This window comes from Pollutimonas thiosulfatoxidans (genome assembly GCF_004022565.1).
GTDB classification, from domain to species: Bacteria; Pseudomonadota; Gammaproteobacteria; order Burkholderiales; family Burkholderiaceae_B; genus Pusillimonas_D; species Pusillimonas_D thiosulfatoxidans.
The window spans coordinates 265216-285701 of record NZ_CP022987.1; the positions used below are offsets into that span (position 1 = coordinate 265216).

Consider the following 20486-nt stretch of genomic DNA (forward strand, 5'->3'; position numbering starts at 1 on the left):
TGGAATCAGGGTTGCAGATTGTGAGCCAGCAGTTTCTTGCGCAAGGTGCTGCGGGTGATCCCCAGCATCTGAGCCGCTTTGGATTGATTGCCCTCGCAGCGCTCGAGCGCAATCTGCAATACGGGGCGCTCTACGCAGTCGATAACCATGGCCAGCATGTCGCGCGGCTCGGAATCGCCCAAGTCCAGAAAGTAGCGATCGAGTTGATCTCGCACGCATTGCTCCAGGGGATTGATTTTGCTCATGATCCTTGGTGGTTGAATAGTGGCGCGCAAGGGCTCAGGCCCTGGCCGCCGTGGCCGTAATCGGCTCGTTAGGGGGGTGCCGATCAAACCATTGCTCGATGGCGCGGGTTTGATCGCCGGTGTTGCTGATGGCGTTGATACGCGGCAAAAACTGTGTTGCTTCGGGCATGTCGGCCAAGTACCAGCCGATGTGCTTGCGCGCCGAGCGCACTCCGATGAATTCGCCGTAGAAACGGTAATGCTCTTCCAGATGGTCCAGCAGGCAACCGCGCAGTTCGCCATACGTGGGGGGCGCCATGTGCTGGCCGCTGGCCAGGTAATGGCTGATCTCGCGGAAAATCCAGGGCCGTCCTTGGGCTGCGCGTCCGACCATCACCGCGTCGGCGCCCGTATACTCTAGTACGTATCTGGCCTTTTCGGGACTATCGATATCCCCATTTGCAATCACGGGGATTTCCACTTCCTGCTTCACCTGCCGTATCGTATCGTACTCGGCCTGGCCCTGATATAAATCGCAGCGCGTCCGGCCATGCAGGGTAATGGCCGCCACCCCCAGGTCTTGTGCGAGGCGCGCCACCCGAACGGCGTTGCGCGACGCGTGATCCCAGCCGGTACGGGTTTTCAGCGTTACCGGCACGCCCAGCGGCCTGCATGCGTCGACCACGCGGCGCAGAATTTCCGCGACCCGGGCCTCGTCGCGCAGCAGTGCCGAGCCAGACGCCACATTGCACACCTTCTTGACGGGACAGCCCATATTGATGTCGATGATGCGTGCGCCCTTGCCGACGTTGAAGACGGCTGCCTCGGCCATCATTTCGGGATCGGAGCCGGCGATTTGCACGGCCACCGGATCGATCTCGCCTTCGTGGTCCAGGCGCCGTGAGGTCTTGACGCTGTCCCAGAGCCGCGGGTTGCTGGCGGCCATTTCGGATACGGCGTAGCCGGCACCCAGTGCCTTGCATAGTTTGCGATACGGTCTGTCCGTCACGCCCGCCATGGGCGCAACAAAAACGGGGTTGGGTAGAGTCCAGGGGCCGATGCGCATCGGAGGATTTTAACCCCCTTGTCAGCAAGCTGGTCGCGGCTCAGTTGCGCAGGCCCTGGAGCAACTGCCGGGCCAGGGGCTTGCGCAACGCGGGCACGGCGTCCAGGGTCATCAGAGCAAGGCCAGCGGCATGTTCCACCAGTGGATTACCGGTCGTGAACGCACGCGGCAAAAAATCGGTGATAGCGCCAGTCAGCCAGCGGTCGGGGCGTCGCTGCCGCGCGAAAGCGGCAAGCGCGTGGGTGGCGTCGCCCCCCTGTGCCAGCCAGGGGGCCAGGGTATGGGTCAGTTGCGCTGCATCGCGCAGCCCAAGGTTCAGGCCTTGTCCGGCCACTGGGTGCAGCGTTTGGGCCGCATTGCCGATGGCAACACTGCGACCATCCAGGCGTGTGGGCCCGGCGTGCATGCTGAGCGGGTAAACATGCCGCTCGGTGGCCGTTACAAACTTGCCCAGCCTGTCGCCAAAGGCCTTGTGCAAGGCATCGGCAAAGGCCTCGTCATGGTATTGCATGAGTTCGTCGGCACGGTTGGTAGTGTTGCACCAGACCAGCGCATACAGATCCGGTGCTTGGGGATGCGGCAGCAATGCCAAGGGCCCATGTCGAGTAAAGCGTTCGAAGGCCCAGCCCGGAAGAGGGCGGGTCGCGCGCACGGTCGACAGCACGGCACGCTGCCCATACTCGCGGGTGATGCCCTGCGGTCGGGCGCCATCGGATTGGACCCACAAGGCGCTGGAGTATTGCTCGTTGCCCAGGGCCCACTCGATGCGTCCGGACGCCGCGTTTCGGGTCGGCAGGCCTTGCTTGAGCGTCACGCCGCTGTCGCGCAGGGCCGAGTGCAGGCTCGCCAGCAGCACATCGTAAAGGACGACGTTGCCCAGGCGCGGAACGCCCAGGTCTGCATGCTCGATAAGCGTGCGGCCCAGTCGTCCTTGTTGCGACACGTGCACCGTGCAGATATCGGCCGAGACGCGGGGCCAGGCGCCCAGGCGCTCCAGCAGCACGCGGCTGCCGTGGTTCATCGCCAAGGTGCGTGGATCGGGCCGTGCGGCGCCCGCAGGCGGTGTGGGCGAGTCAGCGAATGTCCCACCCACCAGCGCAATTCGTTCCGGCTGGGGCGCTTTGGCTGCCAGCATCAGGGCGAGCGCGCTGCCTACGGGGCCGGCTCCGCTGATGGTGATGTCGTATGTGGGCGTGTCCATGCATGTTCCAGGCTGTGCTACTACAATGGCGCATAAGAATTTTACGGCTTCAGCGCCTGCCGTATCTGTGGCGCGCAAACCGAGATCCCGCATGACGCAATTTACCACCCCCGCCCGGCATAAAAGCAAAGTGGCGGCTGCCTGGCTAGCCTGCCTTTTGGGCGTCTTTGGGGCCCACTGGTGGTATATGGAACGGCGCTACGCCTGGCTGTTCACCGCTTTCTCGGTGTTGATGCTGCTGATGGCGCAGCTATATCCGGTGTGGTGGGACAATCCGGCTTTTCTCGTCCTTATTATTCCCATGACTGAAGGCTTCATCGAGGCCCTGGTCTTTGCCCTGCGTTCCGACGAAGCCTTCGATGCCCGTTACAACCCGAACTCGGGTCGGCAAACTCGCACCGGCTGGGGTGCCGTCCTGGCTGCCATCTTCACGACCTTCATGGGCGGTACCGCGATGGTGTTCGGCATTGCCCTGATCGTGATGCACGTCTACACGGCCATGGGCTGGCTGGACGGTTACGTCTATTAGAGCGCGATAAGGGTTGTCCCTAGTGGGCATCAGGGCTACAATACTTGTTGATAATTTTACAGGAGCTGTGCGGTGAATCCCGACCCCGGCGATAGTTGCAGTCGATCTTATATCGGCTTTTCAGTCACCAGGCGCGTTCAGGCTTAAGCTTTCAGCACAGCTTACGTCACGCCCTGGTTGTTTCAAGGGCGTGGCAGTTTTTACGAATACCTTCGTATTCAAACTCCCGTCGTATTTTTAGTGCAAGCCTGTTGTCCATGCCGGACAGCAGGTGGTAGCGCCGCGTTGCCGGCGCGCATAAAAGGGGGTTTTATGCGTTTATTCAATCTATTCCTCCGCCGCGCTGGTGTGCAAGCAGCACCCGTGCGCAAGCCGCGTTCGATATCGCGGCTTACCGTGGTTTGCCCTCGCAATATTCTGGCTGATGTCCGCAAGCAAATTTACTTGGACTTCGAAGCCGCCGGCCTGAGCGTAGCCGCACTGATGGTCGACCAGGCCAGCCAGCACGATCTGGCGCGCGCCTGCATCAGCGTCAACTGTCCGCCAGAGCTGCGCTCGGTACTGATGACGCAAGCGCGACGGCTTAGTGCCTACCCGGGTGTGCATCAGGTGCAGTGGGGTGACCGGCGGCATATTGCTTTAAACTAAGCGGGTTGGCGCTTACCGGACATTTCATCCATGCTTTTGATCGACTGGCTTACGCCCTGGGAGTTCTCACCGACGCTGTTGTTTGTGTTCTTCGTGGGTATTGTCCTGTTCGTGCGCGGTACCCGGGTGCATCGCGTAAGCAAGGTCCGCCAGGCTTTTTTTTGGATCGGCATCGTCTTTCTTTATCTGTCCCTGCACACGCGGGTAGATTATTACGCCGAGCGCATGTTCTTCATACACAGGTTGCAGCACTTGGTGCTGCACCACCTGGGACCGCTGTTTATCATGGGTGCCTATCCGGGCCAAGTGTTGCGCGCCGGCCTGCCCATGTCATGGCGGCTGCGCTTGCGCGACTTCCGCAACAGCCGCAGTGGCCAAATCACTCAGGCAGTCCTTACCAATAAGATCCTCGTCCCGGTTCTCTTTGTCGTTCTGGTCATTGGCTTCCTGATCCCCACGGTGCAGTTCTACTCCATGCTCGACTGGCGTCTGTACCGTCTCATGAACTGGTCGGTGGTGATCAGCGGCTTCATGTACTGGAATCTCATCCTGGATCGCCGCCCCAGCCCGCCGGCGGTGCTCTCACCAGGAGGGCGCATCATTTCGCCCGTGGTGACCATGGTGCCGCAAATGATCGTCGGCGCCATCATTACCTTTACCGAGCGCGACCTCTATCCCATTTTCGATCTTTGCGGTCGCGCCATACCGGGCATGACGGCAGTAACAGACCAGGCTATTGGGGGGCTTACCATGTGGGTGCTCGCCGGTTTCATCGAGGTGTTCGGCCTGTTGTTTGCGCTGGCTACCCTGATGCGACTGTCGGCCAAGAACCGCTTGCCCAATAAACAGGATAAATTGCGGGGACGAACGTCGCTCGCGGCGCCTATTTCCTAGAAAGGGTGGTACGGCCCATACATGACACACAAGCAACCTGGTTTTCGCGCTAGCGTACTGCGCAAGTTGATTTGTACTGGTCTTGCCGCGCTCATGTGCACGGCTACAGCGCCGCAGGCCCAGCCCACCGGCATCCCCAGCATGGGCTCGGCCTCTTCAGCCGAGCTTTCCCCGGCGCTCGAGCGCACGCTGGGCGATGCCATCATGGAGCAGGGCCGGCGCGACCCAACCTATATTTCCGATCCGGACGTAAACCAGTACCTTACCGATATGGGGCGCCAACTGGTCGAGCATGCTCCCAGCGCAACTGGCCAGCATATTTCTGTGTTCGCCATCAAAGACGCGCAGATCAACGCCTTTGCCTTGCCCGGGGGCTACATCGGCATCAATAGCGGTCTGGTCGTCAGCGCCCGCAGCGAGTCCGAACTGGCCTCTGTGGTTGCGCACGAAATCGGTCACGTGGTGCAGCGTCACATTGCAAGAGGAATGACCCAGCGCTCGCAAAGCAGCGGCGTGATGATGGCCGCGCTGGCTGGTGCCTTGCTGGCCGCGCTGGCAGGCAGTGGCGACCTGGCCATGGGCGTCGCCGCGTTTGGTCAGGCGGCGGCCATTGACCGGCAATTGGGCTTTTCCCGTCAGGCCGAACAAGAGGCCGATCGTTCGGGCTTCGAGATGATGCGCCACGCCGGCTACGACCCGCGCGGCATGGTCCGTATGTTTGAACAGCTGGGCAACGCCTCGCGGCTGAATGAGGGCATGGGCGATGGCGGCTACGCCAGCACTCACCCCCTGTCCATCCAGCGCATGTCGGACATCCAGAATCGGGTACGCGAGGTCGCGACGGCTCCGCGCCGGGACGCCGATGACTTTTGGTATATACGCGCCAAGTTGCGGGTGGCCCAGGCACGAGACAGCCAGGCCTTGCGCAATGCCATCGACAAACTGCAGCTGGACGCGCAACGCGCTACGGGCGTGGAACAGTCCGCCGCCTGGTATGGCCTGGCCTACGCGGCCTGGCAGCGTAAGGATTACGCGGGTGCCGGACGGGCGTTGAACAGTGCGCGTGAAGGTGGACGCGACTCCGCTCAACTGGCCAGTCTGACGATCTCCCTTGCGCTGGATCAGGGTGAGGCCGTACGAGCCCGCGAATTGGCCGATGCAGCATGGCAGCGCTGGCCGGACAGCCAAGGCATAGCCCTGGCCCGCGCCGAGGCGCTGCAAAAAACCGGACAGGACCAGCAGGCAGTGGCGTTCTTGACGCAACTTATTGCGCAATGGCCCGAGCTGCCTCGCCTGCATCAGTTGCAGGCACAAAGCTACGAGCGCCTGACCAACCGTGTCGATGCGCGCCGCAGCATGGCTACTTATTACGAGCTGACGGGTGCCTTGCCGACCGCCGTGGAGGTATTGCAGCAGGCGCGCAGCATGTCCAAAGACTTCTATGTGCAGTCCGAGCTGGATGTGCGCATACGCATGCTGAAGGAACGTCTCAAGGCCGATCGCGCACTGCTCGAACGATTTAAATCGTGAAGTTTGCGGCCGGGGCTTGAAGCCTGCGGGGCGTTAGCTGCGCAGTTCAAAAAACCGTGCGAGCCGTATCGGCAGCCAGCCGATATTTCCGGGGAATGGACCGGTGACGAATCCAACATGCCCCCCTTGCGCTGGCTGATGAAGCAATACGCTGGATGAACATTCTTGCGAGCCCGGTAAGGAGGGCTCGGGAATGAAGGGATCATTCCTGGCGTTCAGCACCAGCGTGGGCACGGTAATGGTTTTCAGGTGAGGCTTGCTGGACGCACGGGTCCAGTAGTCGAGCGCATGCTTGTAGCCATGCATGGGGGCGGTATACAGGTCGTCGAATTCGCGCAGGCTTTTAACCTGGCCCAACCGCAGCAAGTCAATATTGGCAGGATAGCGCCGTGCTTTTTCCTGCAGCTTGGGCTTCATGGTGCGCAGAAAGTAGCGCGAATACAAATGCTTGCCCAAACGGGTCTCGGACAGGCGCGTACCGCAAGCGACCAGATCCATCGGTACGGATACGGCAGCACAAGCCGCCAGCCACGATAGGGCATCGCCTTGTTCTCCGACATACTTCAGCATCGCATTGCCGCCCAGCGACACGCCAACCGCGTGCCAGCGCGCATTCGGCAGTCGCTGGCGTACGGTAGCCAGGATGAAGGAGATGTCTTCCGAGTCGCCCGAGTAATAGGCGCGGGCCATGCGGTTCGGAAATCCGGAGCAACTGCGAAAGTGGGCGATCACGACAACCCAACCCCGTGCACGGAAATGCTGTGCGATGGCCTGGGCGTAGCGGCTGCGGCTGCTGCCTTCCAGACCATGAAACAGCACCAGGGCGGGGGTGTCGGGGGTAGTGGGCAGGCACGCCCAGTCATCGTCCTGCATCCAGCGGCGCGCGGCTGTCCTGGCAAGCTGGGGCTCGGGCGTGAAGGCCTGCCCGCCTGCCAGGCGATCCGAAAACAGCCCGGGCCCCGTCCAGTCGAAATCCAGGAAGTCGCCGTCCGGCGTATCGACGCGTTCACGTACGAAAGCGATATGGTGGTGACTGGCCGCCAGCGCACCGTAAAGGGTCTGCAGGTGGCTGCCAGGCAACCAGGCAGGCGTGGGGCAGGGTGAGGTGTCGATCTGTGCAGTCACGGACCGCCTTCAGTGCAAAATATCGGGTCGGTCTTGGAGATCGAAGAGCCCCGCATCTTGCGGCGCGTGCGAAGCATGGTGCAAGACCATCCTCCAGCCTGCGCGCCCCTTATGGAAAATATTGGTGGTGTAGCAGTGGGCTGATTGTTCGCCCTTCGCGGTACTGACAGTGATCTGCTCGATGAGCACATGCACCGAACTCATGACGGTGGTCATGATCAGGGGCCTTATGGGTTGTATGGTAACTGGGCCGTTGGCAAATATTTGGTGCCACGCGCTTTGCAAGGCGTCGTGCCCCACGGTACGCATGCCGCCGGGATGGACACACACGACGTCCTCGTCGTCGGCCCATACGCGCATCATGAGTCCCAGGTCGGCTTGCCTTAGCGCTTGGTAAAAAGCCTGCTCGGCTTCTTGTGGCGTTGTAAACATAAACAGAGAACCCTGTGGATGGCCGCCGTATGCGGCCAGGACGCCGGATCAGTGGCCGTGAATCTTCGTGCCTTCCTTCAGTTGGTAGGACGTGCTGCAGTAGGGACAAATGGCCTTGCCGGTCTTGACCACTTCAATATACACGCGTGGATGCATGCTCCAGAGTGGCGCTTTGGGGCCGGGGCAAAACAGCGGGAGGTCGTCGGCGCCGATAAAGACGGTGTCGCCCTGTGGGGCGGCGGGTGCGGAGGCACTGCTCATGGTAGATCCTTTAGACTTTGCTTAACCAGTGATGATATTTGGCGTTCTTGCCGTTGACGACGTCGAAGAAGGCTTGCTGCAGTTTCTGTGTGATGGGCCCGCGGCTGCCCTGGCCGATGATGCGGCGATCGACCTCGCGGATGGGGGTGACTTCGGCCGCCGTGCCGGTAAAGAAGGCTTCGTCGGCAATGTAGAGATCGTCGCGCGTGAGGCGCTTGGTGACCACCTGCAGGCCCAGGTCGGCGGCCAGTGCATGCAGCGTCGAACGCGTGATGCCGGTCAGGGCCGATGCGATTTCGGGTTCGAGAATGACGCCATCCTTGACGATGAAGATATTCTCGCCAGAGCCCTCCGCCACGAAACCGTCAGTGTCCAGCAAAATGGCCTCATCGTAGCCATGGTCCAGCGCCTCGGCGTTGGCGATGATGGAGTTGGCATACGTGCTGGCCACTTTGGCGCGCGGCATGGTCACATTGACGTGCTGGCGGGCATAGGATGAGATCTTTACCCGTATGCCTTGTTGCAGCGCTTCTTCGCCCAGGTAGGCACCCCAGGGCCAGGCAGCGATGGCCACATGAACCTGCGCCCCTTTGGGCGATACGCCCATTTTTTCCGAGCCGTAAAATACCAGCGGACGTATATAGCAGGATTCCAGCTTGTTCTCGCGCACCACTTGCAAGTGGGCGGCGTTGATGGCGTCCTGGTCGAACGGTATCTCCATTTGGTAGATGTGCGCCGAGTTGAACAAGCGCTTGGTGTGGTCCTGCAGCCGAAATATGGCAGTGCCCAGGCTGGTGTTGTAGGCGCGCAGGCCCTCGAAGACCGCCAGGCCGTAATGCAATGAATGAGTCAGGACGTGGGTGGTGGCATCGCGCCACGGCACAAGTTTGCCGTCATACCAGATGAATCCGTCGCGATCAGACATTGACATAAAGGTCTCCTGAAGATGAGGCCCCGATTGTACCAAGGGCACAAGCCTTACAATAGCCGCTTTTTCGTCGGGAGCGTGGGGCAGCCGTGCAGTCGATAATACGCTCGTGGTGGCCGGATCGCAGTCAAAGAGGCTTGTTGCTGACGGGCTTCAAGGACGCTATTTCGGCCTTCGTTGCCACGGGGACCTGGGGTTTCGTGACGGGCATCGCACTGATCAATTCCGGGCTCACCGAGAATATGGCGGTCCTGATGACGCTGACCGTGTATGCCGGTTCGGCACAATTGACCGCCTTGCCATTGATCGAATCGGGTGCGCCGATATGGCTGATCTTTGCGGCGGGCATGGTTGTGAATATCCGATTTCTGATCTTTGGCGCGGCCTTGCAGCCATTTTTCAGGCACATGGCCTGGCCCAAGCGACTGGTGTTGGGCTTCTTGTCCAGTGACTTTTCCTTCGTGCTTTTCATGAGCCGCTACGGAGAATCCCGACGCAAGGGTACCTCGGGACAGCTTTGGTACTACCTGGGCATCATCGTGCCCGGCTGGATCGTCTGGAACAGTTCCTCTTTACTGGGCATCTACCTGGGGTCTTTCGTTCCCGAGAGCTGGTCGCTGAACTTTGCCGCCATCCTGGCTCTGCTGGCGGTACTTATCCCGATTGTGAAGACGCGGCCCATGGTCCTGTGTCTGCTGGTCGCCTCGAGCATTGCCTGGATAGGACAGCCCTTGCCCTTGCGCCTGGGCTTGATTGCGGCCGTCATCGGCGGTGTGGCGGCCGGCGTGCTGGCCGAACGCGCGTTAGCGAAGCGAAGGGGCGGGAGGGCATGACAGAGCACGAACTCTATATTCTGGGGGTTATCGCGGTCCTGGTAGTGTCCAGCTTTCTGACCCGCGCCGGCTATTTCCTCTTTGGGGACTATCTGCCGCTCAGCGACTCTTTGCTACGCGCATTGCGCTACGCGCCTACCGCCGCTCTGGCGGCGATCATCGTTCCCGAGCTGCTGCCATGGCAGTCAGGCATCGGCGGTTTGCTGGATTTGCGTGTGGGCGCCGTCTTGGTCGCCATACTGGTATTCTGGCGCACACGCAGCACGGTGATGGTGATCGTCGGTGGCATGGTGGGATACTGGGTGCTGCGCGCCCTGGCACAAAGCGTCGGCTTTTAACGACACTTAGCGCCATGATACGGGCCGTGGCGGGTCGTGTGGCGCCACCAATGGCGGCTGCATGGACTGCGTGCTGTAAAATAAGCCGGTTATAAATGCCACTCACGGGATCTTCCCGCGCCCGGCGCCACCCACCTTCAATGACAGACACTATACAAACTCCCGATACCCCCGCCGCGACTTTTACTGATTTCGGCCTGCATCCCAGCATCCTTCAAGCGGTCGCCGAAACCGGATACACCACTCCTACCCCCATCCAGGCCGAAGCCATGCCTTTGGTTATGGACGGGCGCGATGTGATGGGCGCGGCGCAAACGGGTACGGGCAAGACGGCGGCGTTTACGCTGCCCATACTGCATCGCCTGATGCAGTATGCCAATACCAGCGCGTCTCCTGCCCGCCACCCGGTGCGCGCACTGATCCTCACGCCCACGCGTGAGCTGGCCGATCAGGTGTCAGACAGTGTCATCACCTATAGCAAGTCGACTCCATTACGGTCGACCGTGGTATTCGGTGGGGTCGATATCGGCCCGCAACGCGAGGCTTTGCGTCGTGGTTGCGAGGTCCTGATCGCCACGCCGGGACGACTGCTCGATCATGTCGAGCAAAAGAACGTCAACCTGGGTCAGGTCGGCATATTGGTGCTGGACGAAGCCGATCGCATGCTGGACATGGGCTTCCTTCCCGACCTCGATCGTATCGTGCGCCTGCTGCCGGCCAAACGCCAGGGTCTGTTGTTTTCAGCGACCTTCAGCAATGAAATCCGCAAGTTGGGCCGCAGCTACCTGACCAATCCGGCTGAAGTCGAAGTTGCCGCGCGCAACGCGACTGCAGAGAACGTCACCCAGATTGCCTACCCATTGGCGGGCAGCGAGAAGCGTGCCGCTGTGGTGCATTTGGTCAAGTCGCGAGGCTTCAATCAAGTCATCGTATTTTCAAATACCAAGATCGGTACCAGCCGGCTCGCTCGCGAGCTGGTGCGTGACGGTGTCAAGGCCGAGTCCATCCATGGCGACAAGAGCCAACTGGATCGCATGAAAGCGCTGGACGCCTTCAAGGCGGGCGAACTGGAAGTGCTGGTCGCCACTGACGTGGCCGCTCGGGGGCTGGACGTTGCCGGCGTGCCTTGCGTCATCAATTACGACCTGCCTCACAGTGCCGAAGATTATGTCCATCGCATAGGCCGTACCGGGCGAGCAGGGAAGTCGGGCGAGGCGATTGCCTTTTACGCACCCGAAGAAGAGCGTTATCTGCAGGACATCGAAAAGCTCATCAAGAGCAAGATACCCCGTGGACACCTGGCACTGCCCGCAGTGTCGCGTCGGCCCGCAGCGCCGGTCCGCGGCGAGCGGCGCGCTTATACGCCCGGCAGTGCACCGACACGCGCCGTCGACGATTTCTTCGATAAGCCTTACGTGCCCTCAAACACGGTCAGCAGCCCGGCGACGCCCGAGCGCAGCAAGCCCGCGGCCGAATCAGGCAAGAAGTCCATCGGCGTATTACTGGGTGGCGGGCGCTAGGCGCCTTGCCGCAATAACTGCAGCAATGCTGAGGGCCCGGCCGTTGTCACGGCGGCGTCAGCATCGCAGCGGCTGATCAGGCGATCCAGATGTACCGCATGGGGTTGCAGCACGCCGTAGAAAAGATTGCCTCGCGGCGCCTGGATCAGTACGGTCGGAAAGTTTTCTACGTCCTCATCCTCGAGCAACTCGGGATGCTCTTCGATATCAACCCAAACAAAGGTGTGCTGCTCATACTGTGCAGCCAGCGCTTCGTAGCCGGGCCGATACTGGGTGCAGGTGTCACACCAGGCGGCGCAATAGCATACTATGGTTAGTTCCGACGATTTTTCCAGGCGGGCCTGCAAGGCCCCCATGTCGTTTTGCGGGTCGAATACGGGCATAAAATACAAAGCGTATGTGTTCAGGTTTGACTATGATAGTCGTGTCTTGAACTTAAGGTTTTCTCGATGAGCGAATCCAACCTCGCAGTCCGCCCGCGTGCACTGGGCGTCACCGGACTGGCCGCCGTTGCGGTGGCATTCAAGCGAGCCCTGGCCTCGCAGTGCCACCCCAAGATGCTGGCGGCTCTTTTCCTGCCTTTTATTATTGCGTTGCTAGGTGCCATCGTATTGCTTTGGGCCTTCTGGACGCCGCTTACTGCGTGGTTGAACATGCAGGCCGCCGACTGGGAGTTCGTCAACCAGGTCGATCAGTGGCTGGTGGCGATCGGCTTGTTCTCCATCAAGCTGTATTTGATTCCCATGCTGGCGGTTGTCATACTGCTGCCCTTGTCGGGCATCCTGGGGCTGGTTATTGCCGCCATATTCGTGATGCCTATTGCCTTGCGGCATCTCGAGCAGCGCGAATATGCCGGTATCCGCCGCCAGGGTAAGTTTTCGACGACTGTGGGCGCCTGGAACGCCATTGTGGTCGGCGTACTGTTTGCGATTGGCTGGGTCGTCACCATGCCTTTGTGGCTTATCCCTCCCTTTGCGCTACTGCTCCCGATTTTCTGGTGGGCCTTTGCCTTTACCCGCATGCTGCGCGTGGATGCCATCGTCGAACACGCCAGTCCGCAAGAGCGGCGACTGCTGTGGCGACGCCATAACCGCCAACTGTGGCTGATCGGTGTGGTGCTGGCCCTGCTCAATCTGTTTCCGCCCGCGTGGCTGGTCTTGCCGGTGTTCTCCGCACTGGTATATGCTCACTTCAGTCTCGAGGCGCTGCGTCAATTGCGCGGGCAGACGGTTATCGAGGCTTAACACAGGAACAAGGCATGACAGGCAAGGCCATACCAAAGATACGCTTGATGATAATCGGCGACGAGATTCTTTCCGGACGCCGGCAAGACAAGCACTTTGCCCATTTTGTGGACTTGCTGTCGCAACGCGGCATGCATCTGGGCGGCGCAGAGTTCCTGCCCGATGATCGCGACACACTGGCCGAGGCCTTGGCGCGCAGCTTCGCCACACCCGACATCGTCTTTTGTTGCGGCGGCATAGGCGCCACCCCGGACGATCAAACCCGCCAGGCGGCGGCGCAGGCGCTGGGGGTCGAACTCGCGCTGCATCCCGAAGCAGAGCGCCTTATTGCCGAGCGCTGCGCCGATAGCGCGCAACGCGGGCAGGGCAGTGCCGATATGTCCATACCCGAGAATCAGCAGCGCCTGCAGATGGGCGTCTTTCCGGTTGGGTCCGAGATCGTCCCGAATCCCTACAACAAGATCCCTGGCTTCTTTATCCGCGAACACACTTTCATGCCGGGCTTTCCTGTGATCGCCTGGCCCATGATGGCGTGGACGCTGGACACCCGCTACCGGCATTTCCAGCACCAGGTCGTGCATGTAGAGCACTCCTTCCTGGTGTTTCGGCTTCCCGAATCCCGGATTACCCCGGCACTGGAAGAACTGGAGCAACGTTGGCCCGGCATCAAAGCTTTCAGCTTGCCCAGCATGGGCGAGACCGGCCATCCGCATATCGATCTGGGCGTCAAGGGCGAGCCCGCGGCGGCCGCCGAGGCCCTGGCCTATCTGCGCGCCGAAGCGCTGCGCCTCGGAGGAGAGCTGACTCCCCCCGAAAAATAAGTCTTGCCAGCAGAGGCACTTATTTCATATTATGGAATTGTTGCGTTGCGTCAAAACGAAGACTATGTCCCGATCCGCTCTTGTAACCGCCACACCCAATGGGCTTACCCCGTCAGCCCATCGCCCATTACCATCCAGGTACTGGAGCGAGCCATGCTATTACTGGACGTGCTGGCAAAGCGTTCCGACCCCGTACCTCTTAAAGACCTGGCCGCCGCCACCGGCTTGCACACATCCACCGCGCACCGCATCTTGAACGATCTGGTGGTGGGGCGATATGTGGAGCGGGTCGATAGCGGCTTATACCAGTTGGGCATGCGCCTGCTGGAGCTGGGTTCGCTGGTCAAGGGCCGGCTTAATGTACGCCAAGTGGCGCTTGAACCCATGCGCGAGTTGCACAAGATCACGGGTCAGACCGTCAACTTGTCCTTGCAGCAGGGCGACGAAATCGTCTATATCGAACGTGCGTGGAGCGAACGCTCCGGCATGCAGGTGGTACGCGCCATAGGTGGTCGCGCGCCGCTACACCTGACGTCCACCGGCAAACTGTTTTTATCGGTAATCGACCCACGCCAGGTCAGGGCGTACGCCATGCGTACCGGTCTGGCTGGCACGACCCGCAACAGCATCACCCAGGCGGACCAGCTTGAACGCGATCTCGCTCTGGTGCGCCGCCACGGGTATTCCCGCGACAACGAAGAACTGGAACTGGGTGTGCGTTGCATCGCGGCCGGCGTCTACGACGATACCGGCAAGCTGCAGGCAGGGCTTTCCATATCGGCGCCCGCCGAACGCCTGCGCGACGAATGGATACCCATTCTGCTTCGTACTGCAGCGCAAATCTCCGAAGCCCTGGGCTACGAGGCGATGCAATAGCTATTTGTTGCGTCGCAACAAATAATGCTTGACTGCGTTGATAAACAGCGTAGAATTGCAATTGTGCGATGCAGCATAGAAGGTTTTCACGCGGTGTGATGGTGATTTGTTTAGCCTTCTTTATTTTTACGCCTGGATTGATCCCAGGTATCGCGGACCACACCGGTCCACTTATAAAGGACACATCATGAGCGCAATCCCTCAAAACATTCTGGCGAGCCAAAAGACTTCGCTGGACAACCTGCTGGCCATCCAAGGCGCCTTTTTCGGCGGTTTCGAAAAACTGGTCGACCTGAACCTGAAAGTCATCAAAGCGACGATGGACGAAGTTGCCCAGACGTCGCAGCAAGCCATTGAAGTGAAAGATCCCCAGGAAGCCCTGGCATTCACCACGGCCCTGGTTCGCCCCAATGCCGAGAAAACGCTGGCCTACAGCAAGCATGTCTATGACATCGTTGCCGGTGTGCAAGGCGATCTTTCCAAGCTGACCGAAGCGCAAATCGCTGAAGGCCAGCAACAAGTCACTGAAGCGCTGGACCAGATCGCGAAAAACGCGCCTACCGGCTCTGAAGGCGCTGTTGCTTTGCTCAAGTCTTCGCTTGCCACGGCCAACAGTGCTTACGAATCGGTTGCCAAAGCTGCCCGCCAGGCCGCCGACGCTGCTGAATCCAACATCAACGCGGCCACCTCGGCCACGTTCAAGGCAGCGAACGACGCCGCCGAGGCTGCCAATAAATCGGCTCCTCGCGCACGTCGCAACGCCAGCTAAATTAGTTGTACCGCTAGCCGCAAGGTCATAAGCCTTGCAGCAGTTCAGCGCCCCGCAAAGAGAAAATTCTCTGCGGGGCGTTTCTTTTTCAGCGCGTCGGTATGGCGCGCACGCAATCGGCAATCAGGGCCGGGCCGCGATAGATCAGACCCGTGTACAACTGGATGGCGTTGGCCCCCGCAGCGATTTTTTCGCGCGCCTGGCGGGCCGAGGCGATTCCGCCAACGCCGATGATGGCGTAGCCCGCGCCCAGTTGGCCGCGTAGCCGTTGAATAACGCGCAGCGACAATTCGTGCACGGGTGGGCCGGACAAGCCTCCAGCCTCCTTTGCATGAGGCAGTCCTTGCACTGATTCGCGCGAGAGTGTGGTGTTGCTCGCGATGACGCCGTCTACGCCATAGCGTGGCAGTAACTCGGCAATGGCATCGATTTGTTCCAATTCCAGATCGGGTGCGATCTTGACGACCATAGGCACATGCCGTCCGTGCTGGTCGGCCAGTGCCTTGCGCTTCTCCTGCAAGGGCAGCAGCAGGGCGGCCAGTTCGTCTTGCCCTTGCAAGGCGCGCAGGTTCTGGGTATTGGGGGAAGAAATATTGACCGTCACATAATCGGCATGGGCATACACGCCTTCAAGTCCGATAAGGTAGTCGTCGACGGCGCGTTCGATGGGAGTGTCGGCGTTCTTGCCGATGTTCAATCCCAGTATCCCGCCATCCTGTCGCCACGTGCTGGCGCGCACATTGTTAATGAACGATTGCAGGCCCTGGTTGTTGAACCCCAGGCGGTTTATCAAGGCCTCGGCACGCGGAAGGCGGAACATGCGCGGCTTCGGGTTGCCAGCTTGGGGGCGGGGCGTTACGGTGCCGACTTCCACAAAGCCGAAGCCCAGGTTGCCCAGGGCGTCGATGTGGGCCCCGTTCTTGTCCAGTCCGGCTGCAAGGCCCACGGGGTTGCGCAGCGACATGCCCATGAGGGTAAGCGGTGCTTGCGGACGGGCACCCATCAACCTGCGTGTAAGCCCGCAGTCGTAGGCCTTTTGCAGCGACTTGAGGGTCAACTCGTGGGCCGCTTCGGCGTCCATGGTGAACAGCGCTGAACGGGCCAGCGGATAAGCTTGGAACAGGAGAGTCATGTTTTATGAAGGATCAGGTTCGGCCCAGACGCCGTCCTGCAGGAGCTGGAAGGGTTTGTAGCGAGATTTATAAGACATTTTACGGCTTTGCTGTATCCAGTATCCCAGATATACCCAGGGAAGTCCCACCTTGCGGCATTGCTCCAATTGCCACAGTACACCGTAGGTGCCCAGGCTGCCGGCTGCGTCCGGCTCGAAGAAGGTGTAGACCGATGAAAAGCCGGTTTGCAGAATGTCTATCATGCACACCATCTGGAGTTCACCCGATGGCAGGCGAAACTCCACCAGGCGTGAATCCACCCGACTGGTCAGCAGGAATTGCGTGTATTGCGCCTGGCTGTCCTCATCCATGCCGGCGCCCGGGTGGCGTCCATGCTGATAACGATCGTAAAGTTCGAAATGCTCGGCGTCCCAATGCAAGGGCATGATGTGCGTGACCAGGTCTTCGTGATGACGCCACACCTTGCGCTGCGTGCGATTCTTCTGGAATCGGCGCGCATCGACGCGTATGGGCAGGCAGGCCCGGCAGGCATCGCAATGAGGGCGGTAAGTAAATAAGCCACTACGCCGAAAGCCTTGTTCCACCAGCTGCGAATAAGTGTCGGCATCGATCAGGTGCGTGGGCGCCGCCACCTGAGAACGCGCATCGTGGCCCGGCAGGTAGCTGCACGGGTAGATTGCAGTGGAATAAAACTGCAGTGTTTTAAAGCCGGGTTCGGTGGGGTGGCTCATGACTCAGGCTCGATGTTGCTATGCGATTTCATTATGGCGTTATTCATGCCAGGGGTGCAAGCCGACCGCCTGCAAGTATCTGGCCCGGCTGCCAGGGTGGACTTTCGCCATGCACCGTGCGCTTCAACAGAGCCAGGAAATCGCTGCGGCCCACGGGTCGTGCTCCCATGCTGGCCAAGTGCGCGGTTTGCTGCTGACAATCTATATGTGTAATGCCACGAATAGACAGAAAGTCCACCAGGTAGGTCAATGCCAGCTTGCTGGCGTCCGACACCCGCGCGAACATGGATTCTCCGAAGAAGAAGCGACCCATGCATACGCCATACAGCCCGCCGGCCAGTTCGCCATCAACCCAGGTTTCTATGCTGTGCGCGACACCGGCGCGGTGCCAGGCCGTATAGGCGGCCTGTATGGCCGGAGAAATCCATGTGCCGTCTTGCGTTTGGCGTCTGCCTGCGCAACCCGCAATGACAGAAGCAAATGCGATGTCCGTCGTGACTTTTACCCGGGCATCGGCGTATTGTTCGGTTCGCGCTACTTGTCGACGTTTCTTGGCCAGCGAATGCGAAATCTTCAAGTCTGCACAGGCCAGCACCATGCGCGGATCGGGGCTCCACCACAATATCGGATCGCCGTCGTTGAACCATGGGAAGATACCGCGCGCATAGGCTTCGGTCAGCCTTTCTATGGACAGGCGACCGCCCGCAGCCACCAAACCCTCCGGCAGCGCCGCAGCGGGATCCGGAAACGGGTCCGTGTCGTCAAGCCAGATCAAACCACTCACGGTTGCTCCTGCCTAGCGCGGCGGCGGATACGGGATATCGTAATGATGCATGGGAAACACGCCGGTGGCGCGGTCGGCGATATAGTGTTCCAGCGTGGTGCTTACCGTGCGGAAAGCCAGCTCTTGCCAGGGGATGTCCTCTACGCTGAAGAAGCCCGCCTCTATGCTTTCGGGGCCAGGATACAGCTTCTCGCTGAGCACCTTGGCCAAATAAAAGAAATGCACCTGTTCGGCGTGCGGCACATCAATGATGGTATAGAGGGGGCCAAGCTCGATTTGTGCGCCGGCTTCCTCCTGGGTTTCGCGCATGGCGCCCTGGGCCGTTGTCTCGCCCAGCTCCATAAAGCCCGCCGGAAGTGTCCATTTGTCGTAGCGCGGCTCGATGGCCCGACGGCACAGCAAGATCTTGTCTTGCCATACGGGTAGCACGCCCACCACATTGCGCGGGTTCTGGTAATGCACGGCGCCGCAATGCTCACACACTGCGCGCAGCCGATTATCGTCCGGCGGGATGCGCTGTGTAATGGGTTTTCCGCACTGGCTGCAGTACCGTTGAGCGCGAGGAGCGGGAAAGTAAAAGCTGGGTGCGGGCGTGGTCATTAAGCGATTCTACTCAATGCGGGATGCCGGACAAAGCCCATGGCTTGTTCGACGGCAGCCGAGGGGCAGCAATTGATCGGCAAGGTGCCGGCATAAGCAGCCGCGAAAGTGACTGGCATGCCACAAGCCTCGGCTTCCCGCTCGAGCAAGTCCAGTAAGGACTCACCTTCAATGCTGTGCATGCCTTGGAGCACCGTGGCCAGGTCCCGGCCGGCCACCAGGCCCGGGCCATGCTCGGTTGCGGCAAACAGCCTGCCTTCGTCCGTCAACCACCAGCCGTCGATCTTGCTTACCGGCAGTCCGTTATGGGTGCGCAACAGCATATCTGCGCCCTCCGATTGCCCGGTGTGCACGATGAAAGGCGCAGCATCCAGCCGCACATAGACCCGTTGCGGGCCATTCTGGAAATACCATTGGCCCTGATGGTCGCAAGCGTAGTTACGGCCGATGAAATCAAGTATGGCTGGGCTGCTGATGGACTCGCCGCGCGCGGGCGCGGCATTGTCAGCCACAGGCGCAAGGGCGTCGCCGGTGGGATGCAAGCGCCATTCTCCGCGTTCAGTCAGGGACAGCCATCCGAACACGTCGGGCACGTCGGGCCATTTCGCCATGGCGGCGATCACATTCTGATCCATTGTTGTCCCGTGTTCTGTTTAGCGCGCGTTCAGCCTATGAGCCAGCGCATGCCCAAGAAACTGCGCGGCTTCAGCCAGCACCAGCAAGGACAGTACCACCAGCAGCATCAGTCCCGGCATGAACTCCTGGAAGCCATAACGCAAGCCCAAATCGCCCAAGCCTTGACCACTGATGGCGCCGGCCAGCGTGGAATAACCCACCAGGCTGGCGACTGCCATCCCAAGGCCTGCGGCAATGCCGCCTGCCGCGCTGGGAAAAAAGACTTTATAAACCATTTGCGACGTCGATGCTCCCGCCGCCTTTGCGGCATCCACGACCTTGTTGTCGACCTGCCCAAAGGCGGCATCAGCGCTGCGCGCGATGCCCGGCATCACGATCAGGGCCAAGGGCACGACGCTGGCGATCAGGTTGGCAGGCACCTCCAGCATCACATGAGCCAATGCGATGAGGCCCGCGAGCAGGACGACAGAGGGGGTCGATAGCACGGCGCTTACTGTGAATTGAAGTGCGCGATGCAGGCGAGGGCGCCCGGGGTTGCCGCGCGGTCCGGTCAGATGCAGCACCAGCCCAAGAGGCAGGCCCAGCAAGGCGGCAAGCACGCTGGAGGCACCAACCATCAACAGGGTTTCGCCGAATGACGCAAAGAAAAGGTCGACCATCGCCACGGACATCGCCACCTCCAGATGTAAGCTGGAAATTGTAGGAGGCGGCCGTGCCTAACCCAACGAACTTCTGGGGACAGGGATATAGCGGGGGGTGATAAGGCAGGACACTATCAGTGTCCACGATCGTAGGGCATTCTTGTATAGGAACAATAAATAAATAATACCCATATATAAATAAATGCTAAACTTCTCGGGAAACTTTGGCCGGTCGTGCACTGGCCCTTGCAACAAGAGACAGGAGCGAGACATGATCATAGAAGGTGGTTGCTACTGCGGATCTGTGCGCTACAGGGCGGAGGGCGAGGCGCTCTTCAAGCTGCAGTGCCACTGTAGGGAGTGTCAGTACATATCCGGTGGAGGTCCCAATATTGTCATGGGAATGCCAGAGAACGGCTTTTCCTACACTCTCGGCAATCCTCGGCTTTTCAGTCGGACCGATCTGCCCGCCCCAGTCACCAGGCACTTCTGTTCTGATTGCGGTACACACTTGCTGACCACGTCGCCTAGGGTTGCGAATGCAGTTCTGCTCAAGGTCGGCACTTTGGATGATCCCGCTGTCTTCGGCAGGCCCTCGGTGGCCATCTTTGGCATTGACAAACAGCCGTTTCACCACGTCCCTGAGGATATACCCTTACACGAGCGCCGGCCTTCCTCCTACGCTTGAAAATTAAGGGCGCGACATACAGCCCTTCACAACA

General features: G+C 60.2%; 26 protein-coding genes. 12 read left to right on the forward strand and 14 right to left on the reverse strand.

Translation table 11 applies throughout. The features are described from left to right. Positions 1-5: 5 nt before the first annotated feature. From CKA81_RS01255 to CKA81_RS01265, 3 genes are read right to left on the reverse strand one after another with little or no spacing between them, the layout of a single operon-like run. A complete protein-coding gene (locus CKA81_RS01255; protein ID WP_128353672.1) occupies positions 6-245 on the reverse strand; it encodes a helix-turn-helix domain-containing protein in 240 nt (79 codons plus the stop codon). A 34-nt stretch (positions 246-279) separates the two neighbouring features. After that, positions 280-1290, reverse strand: a complete 1011-nt coding sequence (gene dusB / locus CKA81_RS01260; RefSeq protein ID WP_128353673.1) for a tRNA dihydrouridine synthase DusB — start codon at positions 1288-1290, stop codon at positions 280-282. 40 nt (positions 1291-1330) lie between these two features. After that, the gene (locus CKA81_RS01265) at positions 1331-2491 is read right to left on the reverse strand and encodes an FAD-dependent monooxygenase (RefSeq protein WP_128353674.1); all 1161 of its coding nucleotides are present in this window, start codon (positions 2489-2491) and stop codon (positions 1331-1333) included. Positions 2492-2582: 91 nt separating this feature from the next. Between CKA81_RS01265 and CKA81_RS01270 the strand changes: the two genes are divergently transcribed. The 4 genes from CKA81_RS01270 (at position 2583) to CKA81_RS01285 (ending at position 6092) form a co-directional block, all read left to right on the forward strand. Further along, complete coding sequence (locus CKA81_RS01270; protein WP_128353675.1) at positions 2583-3020, forward strand: NINE protein; 438 nt, start codon at positions 2583-2585, stop codon at positions 3018-3020. Between the two features lie 312 nt (positions 3021-3332). Next, positions 3333-3668 (forward strand): hypothetical protein, encoded by a 336-nt coding sequence (locus CKA81_RS01275; RefSeq protein ID WP_128353676.1) that lies wholly within the window; start codon positions 3333-3335, stop codon positions 3666-3668. A 21-nt stretch (positions 3669-3689) separates the two neighbouring features. Next, on the forward strand, positions 3690-4562 hold the full coding sequence (locus CKA81_RS01280; RefSeq protein ID WP_180013730.1) for a cytochrome c oxidase assembly protein: 873 nt from the start codon (positions 3690-3692) through the stop codon (positions 4560-4562). Positions 4563-4583: 21 nt separating this feature from the next. Beyond that, the gene (locus CKA81_RS01285; RefSeq protein ID WP_394342524.1) at positions 4584-6092 is read left to right on the forward strand and encodes a M48 family metalloprotease; all 1509 of its coding nucleotides are present in this window, start codon (positions 4584-4586) and stop codon (positions 6090-6092) included. Positions 6093-6125: 33 nt separating this feature from the next. Here the strand turns inward: CKA81_RS01285 and CKA81_RS01290 are convergent, their stop codons facing one another. From CKA81_RS01290 to CKA81_RS01305, 4 genes are read right to left on the reverse strand one after another with little or no spacing between them, the layout of a single operon-like run. Then, on the reverse strand, positions 6126-7217 hold the full coding sequence (locus tag CKA81_RS01290; RefSeq protein ID WP_128353678.1) for a YheT family hydrolase: 1092 nt from the start codon (positions 7215-7217) through the stop codon (positions 6126-6128). A gap of 9 nt (positions 7218-7226) precedes the next feature. Beyond that, positions 7227-7649 carry a YybH family protein gene (locus CKA81_RS01295; protein ID WP_128353679.1) on the reverse strand — a complete coding sequence of 141 codons (423 nt, stop codon included), beginning with the start codon at positions 7647-7649 and terminating at the stop codon, positions 7227-7229. 48 nt (positions 7650-7697) lie between these two features. Beyond that, positions 7698-7910 (reverse strand): zinc-finger domain-containing protein, encoded by a 213-nt coding sequence (locus CKA81_RS01300; RefSeq protein ID WP_128353680.1) that lies wholly within the window; start codon positions 7908-7910, stop codon positions 7698-7700. 10 nt (positions 7911-7920) lie between these two features. Next, positions 7921-8841 carry a branched-chain amino acid transaminase gene (locus tag CKA81_RS01305; RefSeq protein WP_128353681.1) on the reverse strand — a complete coding sequence of 307 codons (921 nt, stop codon included), beginning with the start codon at positions 8839-8841 and terminating at the stop codon, positions 7921-7923. Between the two features lie 137 nt (positions 8842-8978). On the opposite strand from CKA81_RS01305, the gene CKA81_RS01310 reads away from it, so the two are divergent. The 3 genes from CKA81_RS01310 to CKA81_RS01320 all read left to right on the forward strand — a co-directional run bounded on the left by CKA81_RS01310 (position 8979) and on the right by CKA81_RS01320 (position 11529). Beyond that, positions 8979-9671, forward strand: coding sequence for an AzlC family ABC transporter permease (locus tag CKA81_RS01310; RefSeq protein ID WP_128356446.1), 693 nt, complete (start codon positions 8979-8981; stop codon positions 9669-9671). Continuing rightward, positions 9668-10009, forward strand: a complete 342-nt coding sequence (locus CKA81_RS01315) for an AzlD domain-containing protein (protein ID WP_128353682.1) — start codon at positions 9668-9670, stop codon at positions 10007-10009. The genes CKA81_RS01310 and CKA81_RS01315 overlap by 4 nt, the downstream gene beginning before the upstream one ends. 140 nt (positions 10010-10149) lie before the next feature. Continuing rightward, positions 10150-11529 (forward strand): DEAD/DEAH box helicase, encoded by a 1380-nt coding sequence (locus tag CKA81_RS01320; protein WP_128353683.1) that lies wholly within the window; start codon positions 10150-10152, stop codon positions 11527-11529. On the opposite strand, the gene CKA81_RS01325 is transcribed toward CKA81_RS01320, so the two are convergent. Further along, the gene (locus tag CKA81_RS01325) at positions 11526-11912 is read right to left on the reverse strand and encodes a thioredoxin family protein (RefSeq protein ID WP_128353684.1); all 387 of its coding nucleotides are present in this window, start codon (positions 11910-11912) and stop codon (positions 11526-11528) included. The two genes, CKA81_RS01320 and CKA81_RS01325, sit on opposite strands and share 4 nt — an antisense overlap. A gap of 66 nt (positions 11913-11978) precedes the next feature. On the opposite strand from CKA81_RS01325, the gene CKA81_RS01330 reads away from it, so the two are divergent. From CKA81_RS01330 to CKA81_RS01345, 4 genes are all read left to right on the forward strand, one after another. Continuing rightward, complete coding sequence (locus CKA81_RS01330) at positions 11979-12773, forward strand: EI24 domain-containing protein (protein WP_128353685.1); 795 nt, start codon at positions 11979-11981, stop codon at positions 12771-12773. A gap of 14 nt (positions 12774-12787) precedes the next feature. After that, complete coding sequence (locus tag CKA81_RS01335) at positions 12788-13594, forward strand: competence/damage-inducible protein A (protein ID WP_128353686.1); 807 nt, start codon at positions 12788-12790, stop codon at positions 13592-13594. A 72-nt stretch (positions 13595-13666) separates the two neighbouring features. Further along, a complete protein-coding gene (locus CKA81_RS01340) occupies positions 13667-14470 on the forward strand; it encodes an IclR family transcriptional regulator (protein ID WP_228255819.1) in 804 nt (267 codons plus the stop codon). A gap of 187 nt (positions 14471-14657) precedes the next feature. After that, complete coding sequence (locus CKA81_RS01345) at positions 14658-15239, forward strand: phasin family protein (RefSeq protein ID WP_128353688.1); 582 nt, start codon at positions 14658-14660, stop codon at positions 15237-15239. 88 nt (positions 15240-15327) lie between these two features. Here the strand turns inward: CKA81_RS01345 and CKA81_RS01350 are convergent, their stop codons facing one another. From CKA81_RS01350 to CKA81_RS01375, 6 genes are read right to left on the reverse strand one after another with little or no spacing between them, the layout of a single operon-like run. Beyond that, positions 15328-16371, reverse strand: coding sequence for a quinone-dependent dihydroorotate dehydrogenase (locus CKA81_RS01350; protein WP_128353689.1), 1044 nt, complete (start codon positions 16369-16371; stop codon positions 15328-15330). A gap of 3 nt (positions 16372-16374) precedes the next feature. Next, on the reverse strand, positions 16375-17103 hold the full coding sequence (locus CKA81_RS01355; protein WP_128353690.1) for an arginyltransferase: 729 nt from the start codon (positions 17101-17103) through the stop codon (positions 16375-16377). A 43-nt stretch (positions 17104-17146) separates the two neighbouring features. Beyond that, positions 17147-17887 carry a leucyl/phenylalanyl-tRNA--protein transferase gene (gene aat, locus CKA81_RS01360; protein WP_128353691.1) on the reverse strand — a complete coding sequence of 247 codons (741 nt, stop codon included), beginning with the start codon at positions 17885-17887 and terminating at the stop codon, positions 17147-17149. A 12-nt stretch (positions 17888-17899) separates the two neighbouring features. Continuing rightward, positions 17900-18487 carry an NUDIX hydrolase gene (locus tag CKA81_RS01365; protein ID WP_128353692.1) on the reverse strand — a complete coding sequence of 196 codons (588 nt, stop codon included), beginning with the start codon at positions 18485-18487 and terminating at the stop codon, positions 17900-17902. Continuing rightward, positions 18487-19122: a DUF2946 family protein gene (locus CKA81_RS01370; protein ID WP_128353693.1), complete on the reverse strand. Its 636-nt coding sequence runs from the start codon at positions 19120-19122 to the stop codon at positions 18487-18489. The genes CKA81_RS01365 and CKA81_RS01370 overlap by 1 nt, the downstream gene beginning before the upstream one ends. Before the next feature lie 18 nt (positions 19123-19140). Beyond that, positions 19141-19794 carry an ABC transporter permease subunit gene (locus CKA81_RS01375; protein WP_128353694.1) on the reverse strand — a complete coding sequence of 218 codons (654 nt, stop codon included), beginning with the start codon at positions 19792-19794 and terminating at the stop codon, positions 19141-19143. Positions 19795-20035: 241 nt separating this feature from the next. Between CKA81_RS01375 and CKA81_RS17500 the strand changes: the two genes are divergently transcribed. Continuing rightward, the gene (locus CKA81_RS17500; protein WP_128353695.1) at positions 20036-20452 is read left to right on the forward strand and encodes a GFA family protein; all 417 of its coding nucleotides are present in this window, start codon (positions 20036-20038) and stop codon (positions 20450-20452) included. Positions 20453-20486 lie beyond the last annotated feature (34 nt).

Bases quoted from the DNA above. Each gene is read 5' to 3' on its own strand.
- CKA81_RS01255 (WP_128353672.1), bottom strand. From the start codon at position 245: ATGAGCAAAATCAATCCCCTGGAGCAATGCGTGCGAGATCAACTCGAT.
- dusB (WP_128353673.1), bottom strand. From the start codon at position 1,290: ATGCGCATCGGCCCCTGGACTCTACCCAACCCCGTTTTTGTTGCGCCC.
- CKA81_RS01265 (WP_128353674.1), bottom strand. From the start codon at position 2,491: ATGGACACGCCCACATACGACATCACCATCAGCGGAGCCGGCCCCGTA.
- CKA81_RS01270 (WP_128353675.1), top strand. From the start codon at position 2,583: ATGACGCAATTTACCACCCCCGCCCGGCATAAAAGCAAAGTGGCGGCT.
- CKA81_RS01275 (WP_128353676.1), top strand. From the start codon at position 3,333: ATGCGTTTATTCAATCTATTCCTCCGCCGCGCTGGTGTGCAAGCAGCA.
- CKA81_RS01285 (WP_394342524.1), top strand. From the start codon at position 4,584: ATGACACACAAGCAACCTGGTTTTCGCGCTAGCGTACTGCGCAAGTTG.
- CKA81_RS01295 (WP_128353679.1), bottom strand. From the start codon at position 7,649: ATGTTTACAACGCCACAAGAAGCCGAGCAGGCTTTTTACCAAGCGCTA.
- CKA81_RS01300 (WP_128353680.1), bottom strand. From the start codon at position 7,910: ATGAGCAGTGCCTCCGCACCCGCCGCCCCACAGGGCGACACCGTCTTT.
- CKA81_RS01305 (WP_128353681.1), bottom strand. From the start codon at position 8,841: ATGTCAATGTCTGATCGCGACGGATTCATCTGGTATGACGGCAAACTT.
- CKA81_RS01315 (WP_128353682.1), top strand. From the start codon at position 9,668: ATGACAGAGCACGAACTCTATATTCTGGGGGTTATCGCGGTCCTGGTA.
- CKA81_RS01320 (WP_128353683.1), top strand. From the start codon at position 10,150: ATGACAGACACTATACAAACTCCCGATACCCCCGCCGCGACTTTTACT.
- CKA81_RS01325 (WP_128353684.1), bottom strand. From the start codon at position 11,912: ATGCCCGTATTCGACCCGCAAAACGACATGGGGGCCTTGCAGGCCCGC.
- CKA81_RS01330 (WP_128353685.1), top strand. From the start codon at position 11,979: ATGAGCGAATCCAACCTCGCAGTCCGCCCGCGTGCACTGGGCGTCACC.
- CKA81_RS01335 (WP_128353686.1), top strand. From the start codon at position 12,788: ATGACAGGCAAGGCCATACCAAAGATACGCTTGATGATAATCGGCGAC.
- CKA81_RS01345 (WP_128353688.1), top strand. From the start codon at position 14,658: ATGAGCGCAATCCCTCAAAACATTCTGGCGAGCCAAAAGACTTCGCTG.
- CKA81_RS01350 (WP_128353689.1), bottom strand. From the start codon at position 16,371: ATGACTCTCCTGTTCCAAGCTTATCCGCTGGCCCGTTCAGCGCTGTTC.
- CKA81_RS01355 (WP_128353690.1), bottom strand. From the start codon at position 17,103: ATGAGCCACCCCACCGAACCCGGCTTTAAAACACTGCAGTTTTATTCC.
- CKA81_RS01365 (WP_128353692.1), bottom strand. From the start codon at position 18,487: ATGACCACGCCCGCACCCAGCTTTTACTTTCCCGCTCCTCGCGCTCAA.
- CKA81_RS01370 (WP_128353693.1), bottom strand. From the start codon at position 19,122: ATGGATCAGAATGTGATCGCCGCCATGGCGAAATGGCCCGACGTGCCC.
- CKA81_RS01375 (WP_128353694.1), bottom strand. From the start codon at position 19,794: ATGTCCGTGGCGATGGTCGACCTTTTCTTTGCGTCATTCGGCGAAACC.
- CKA81_RS17500 (WP_128353695.1), top strand. From the start codon at position 20,036: ATGATCATAGAAGGTGGTTGCTACTGCGGATCTGTGCGCTACAGGGCG.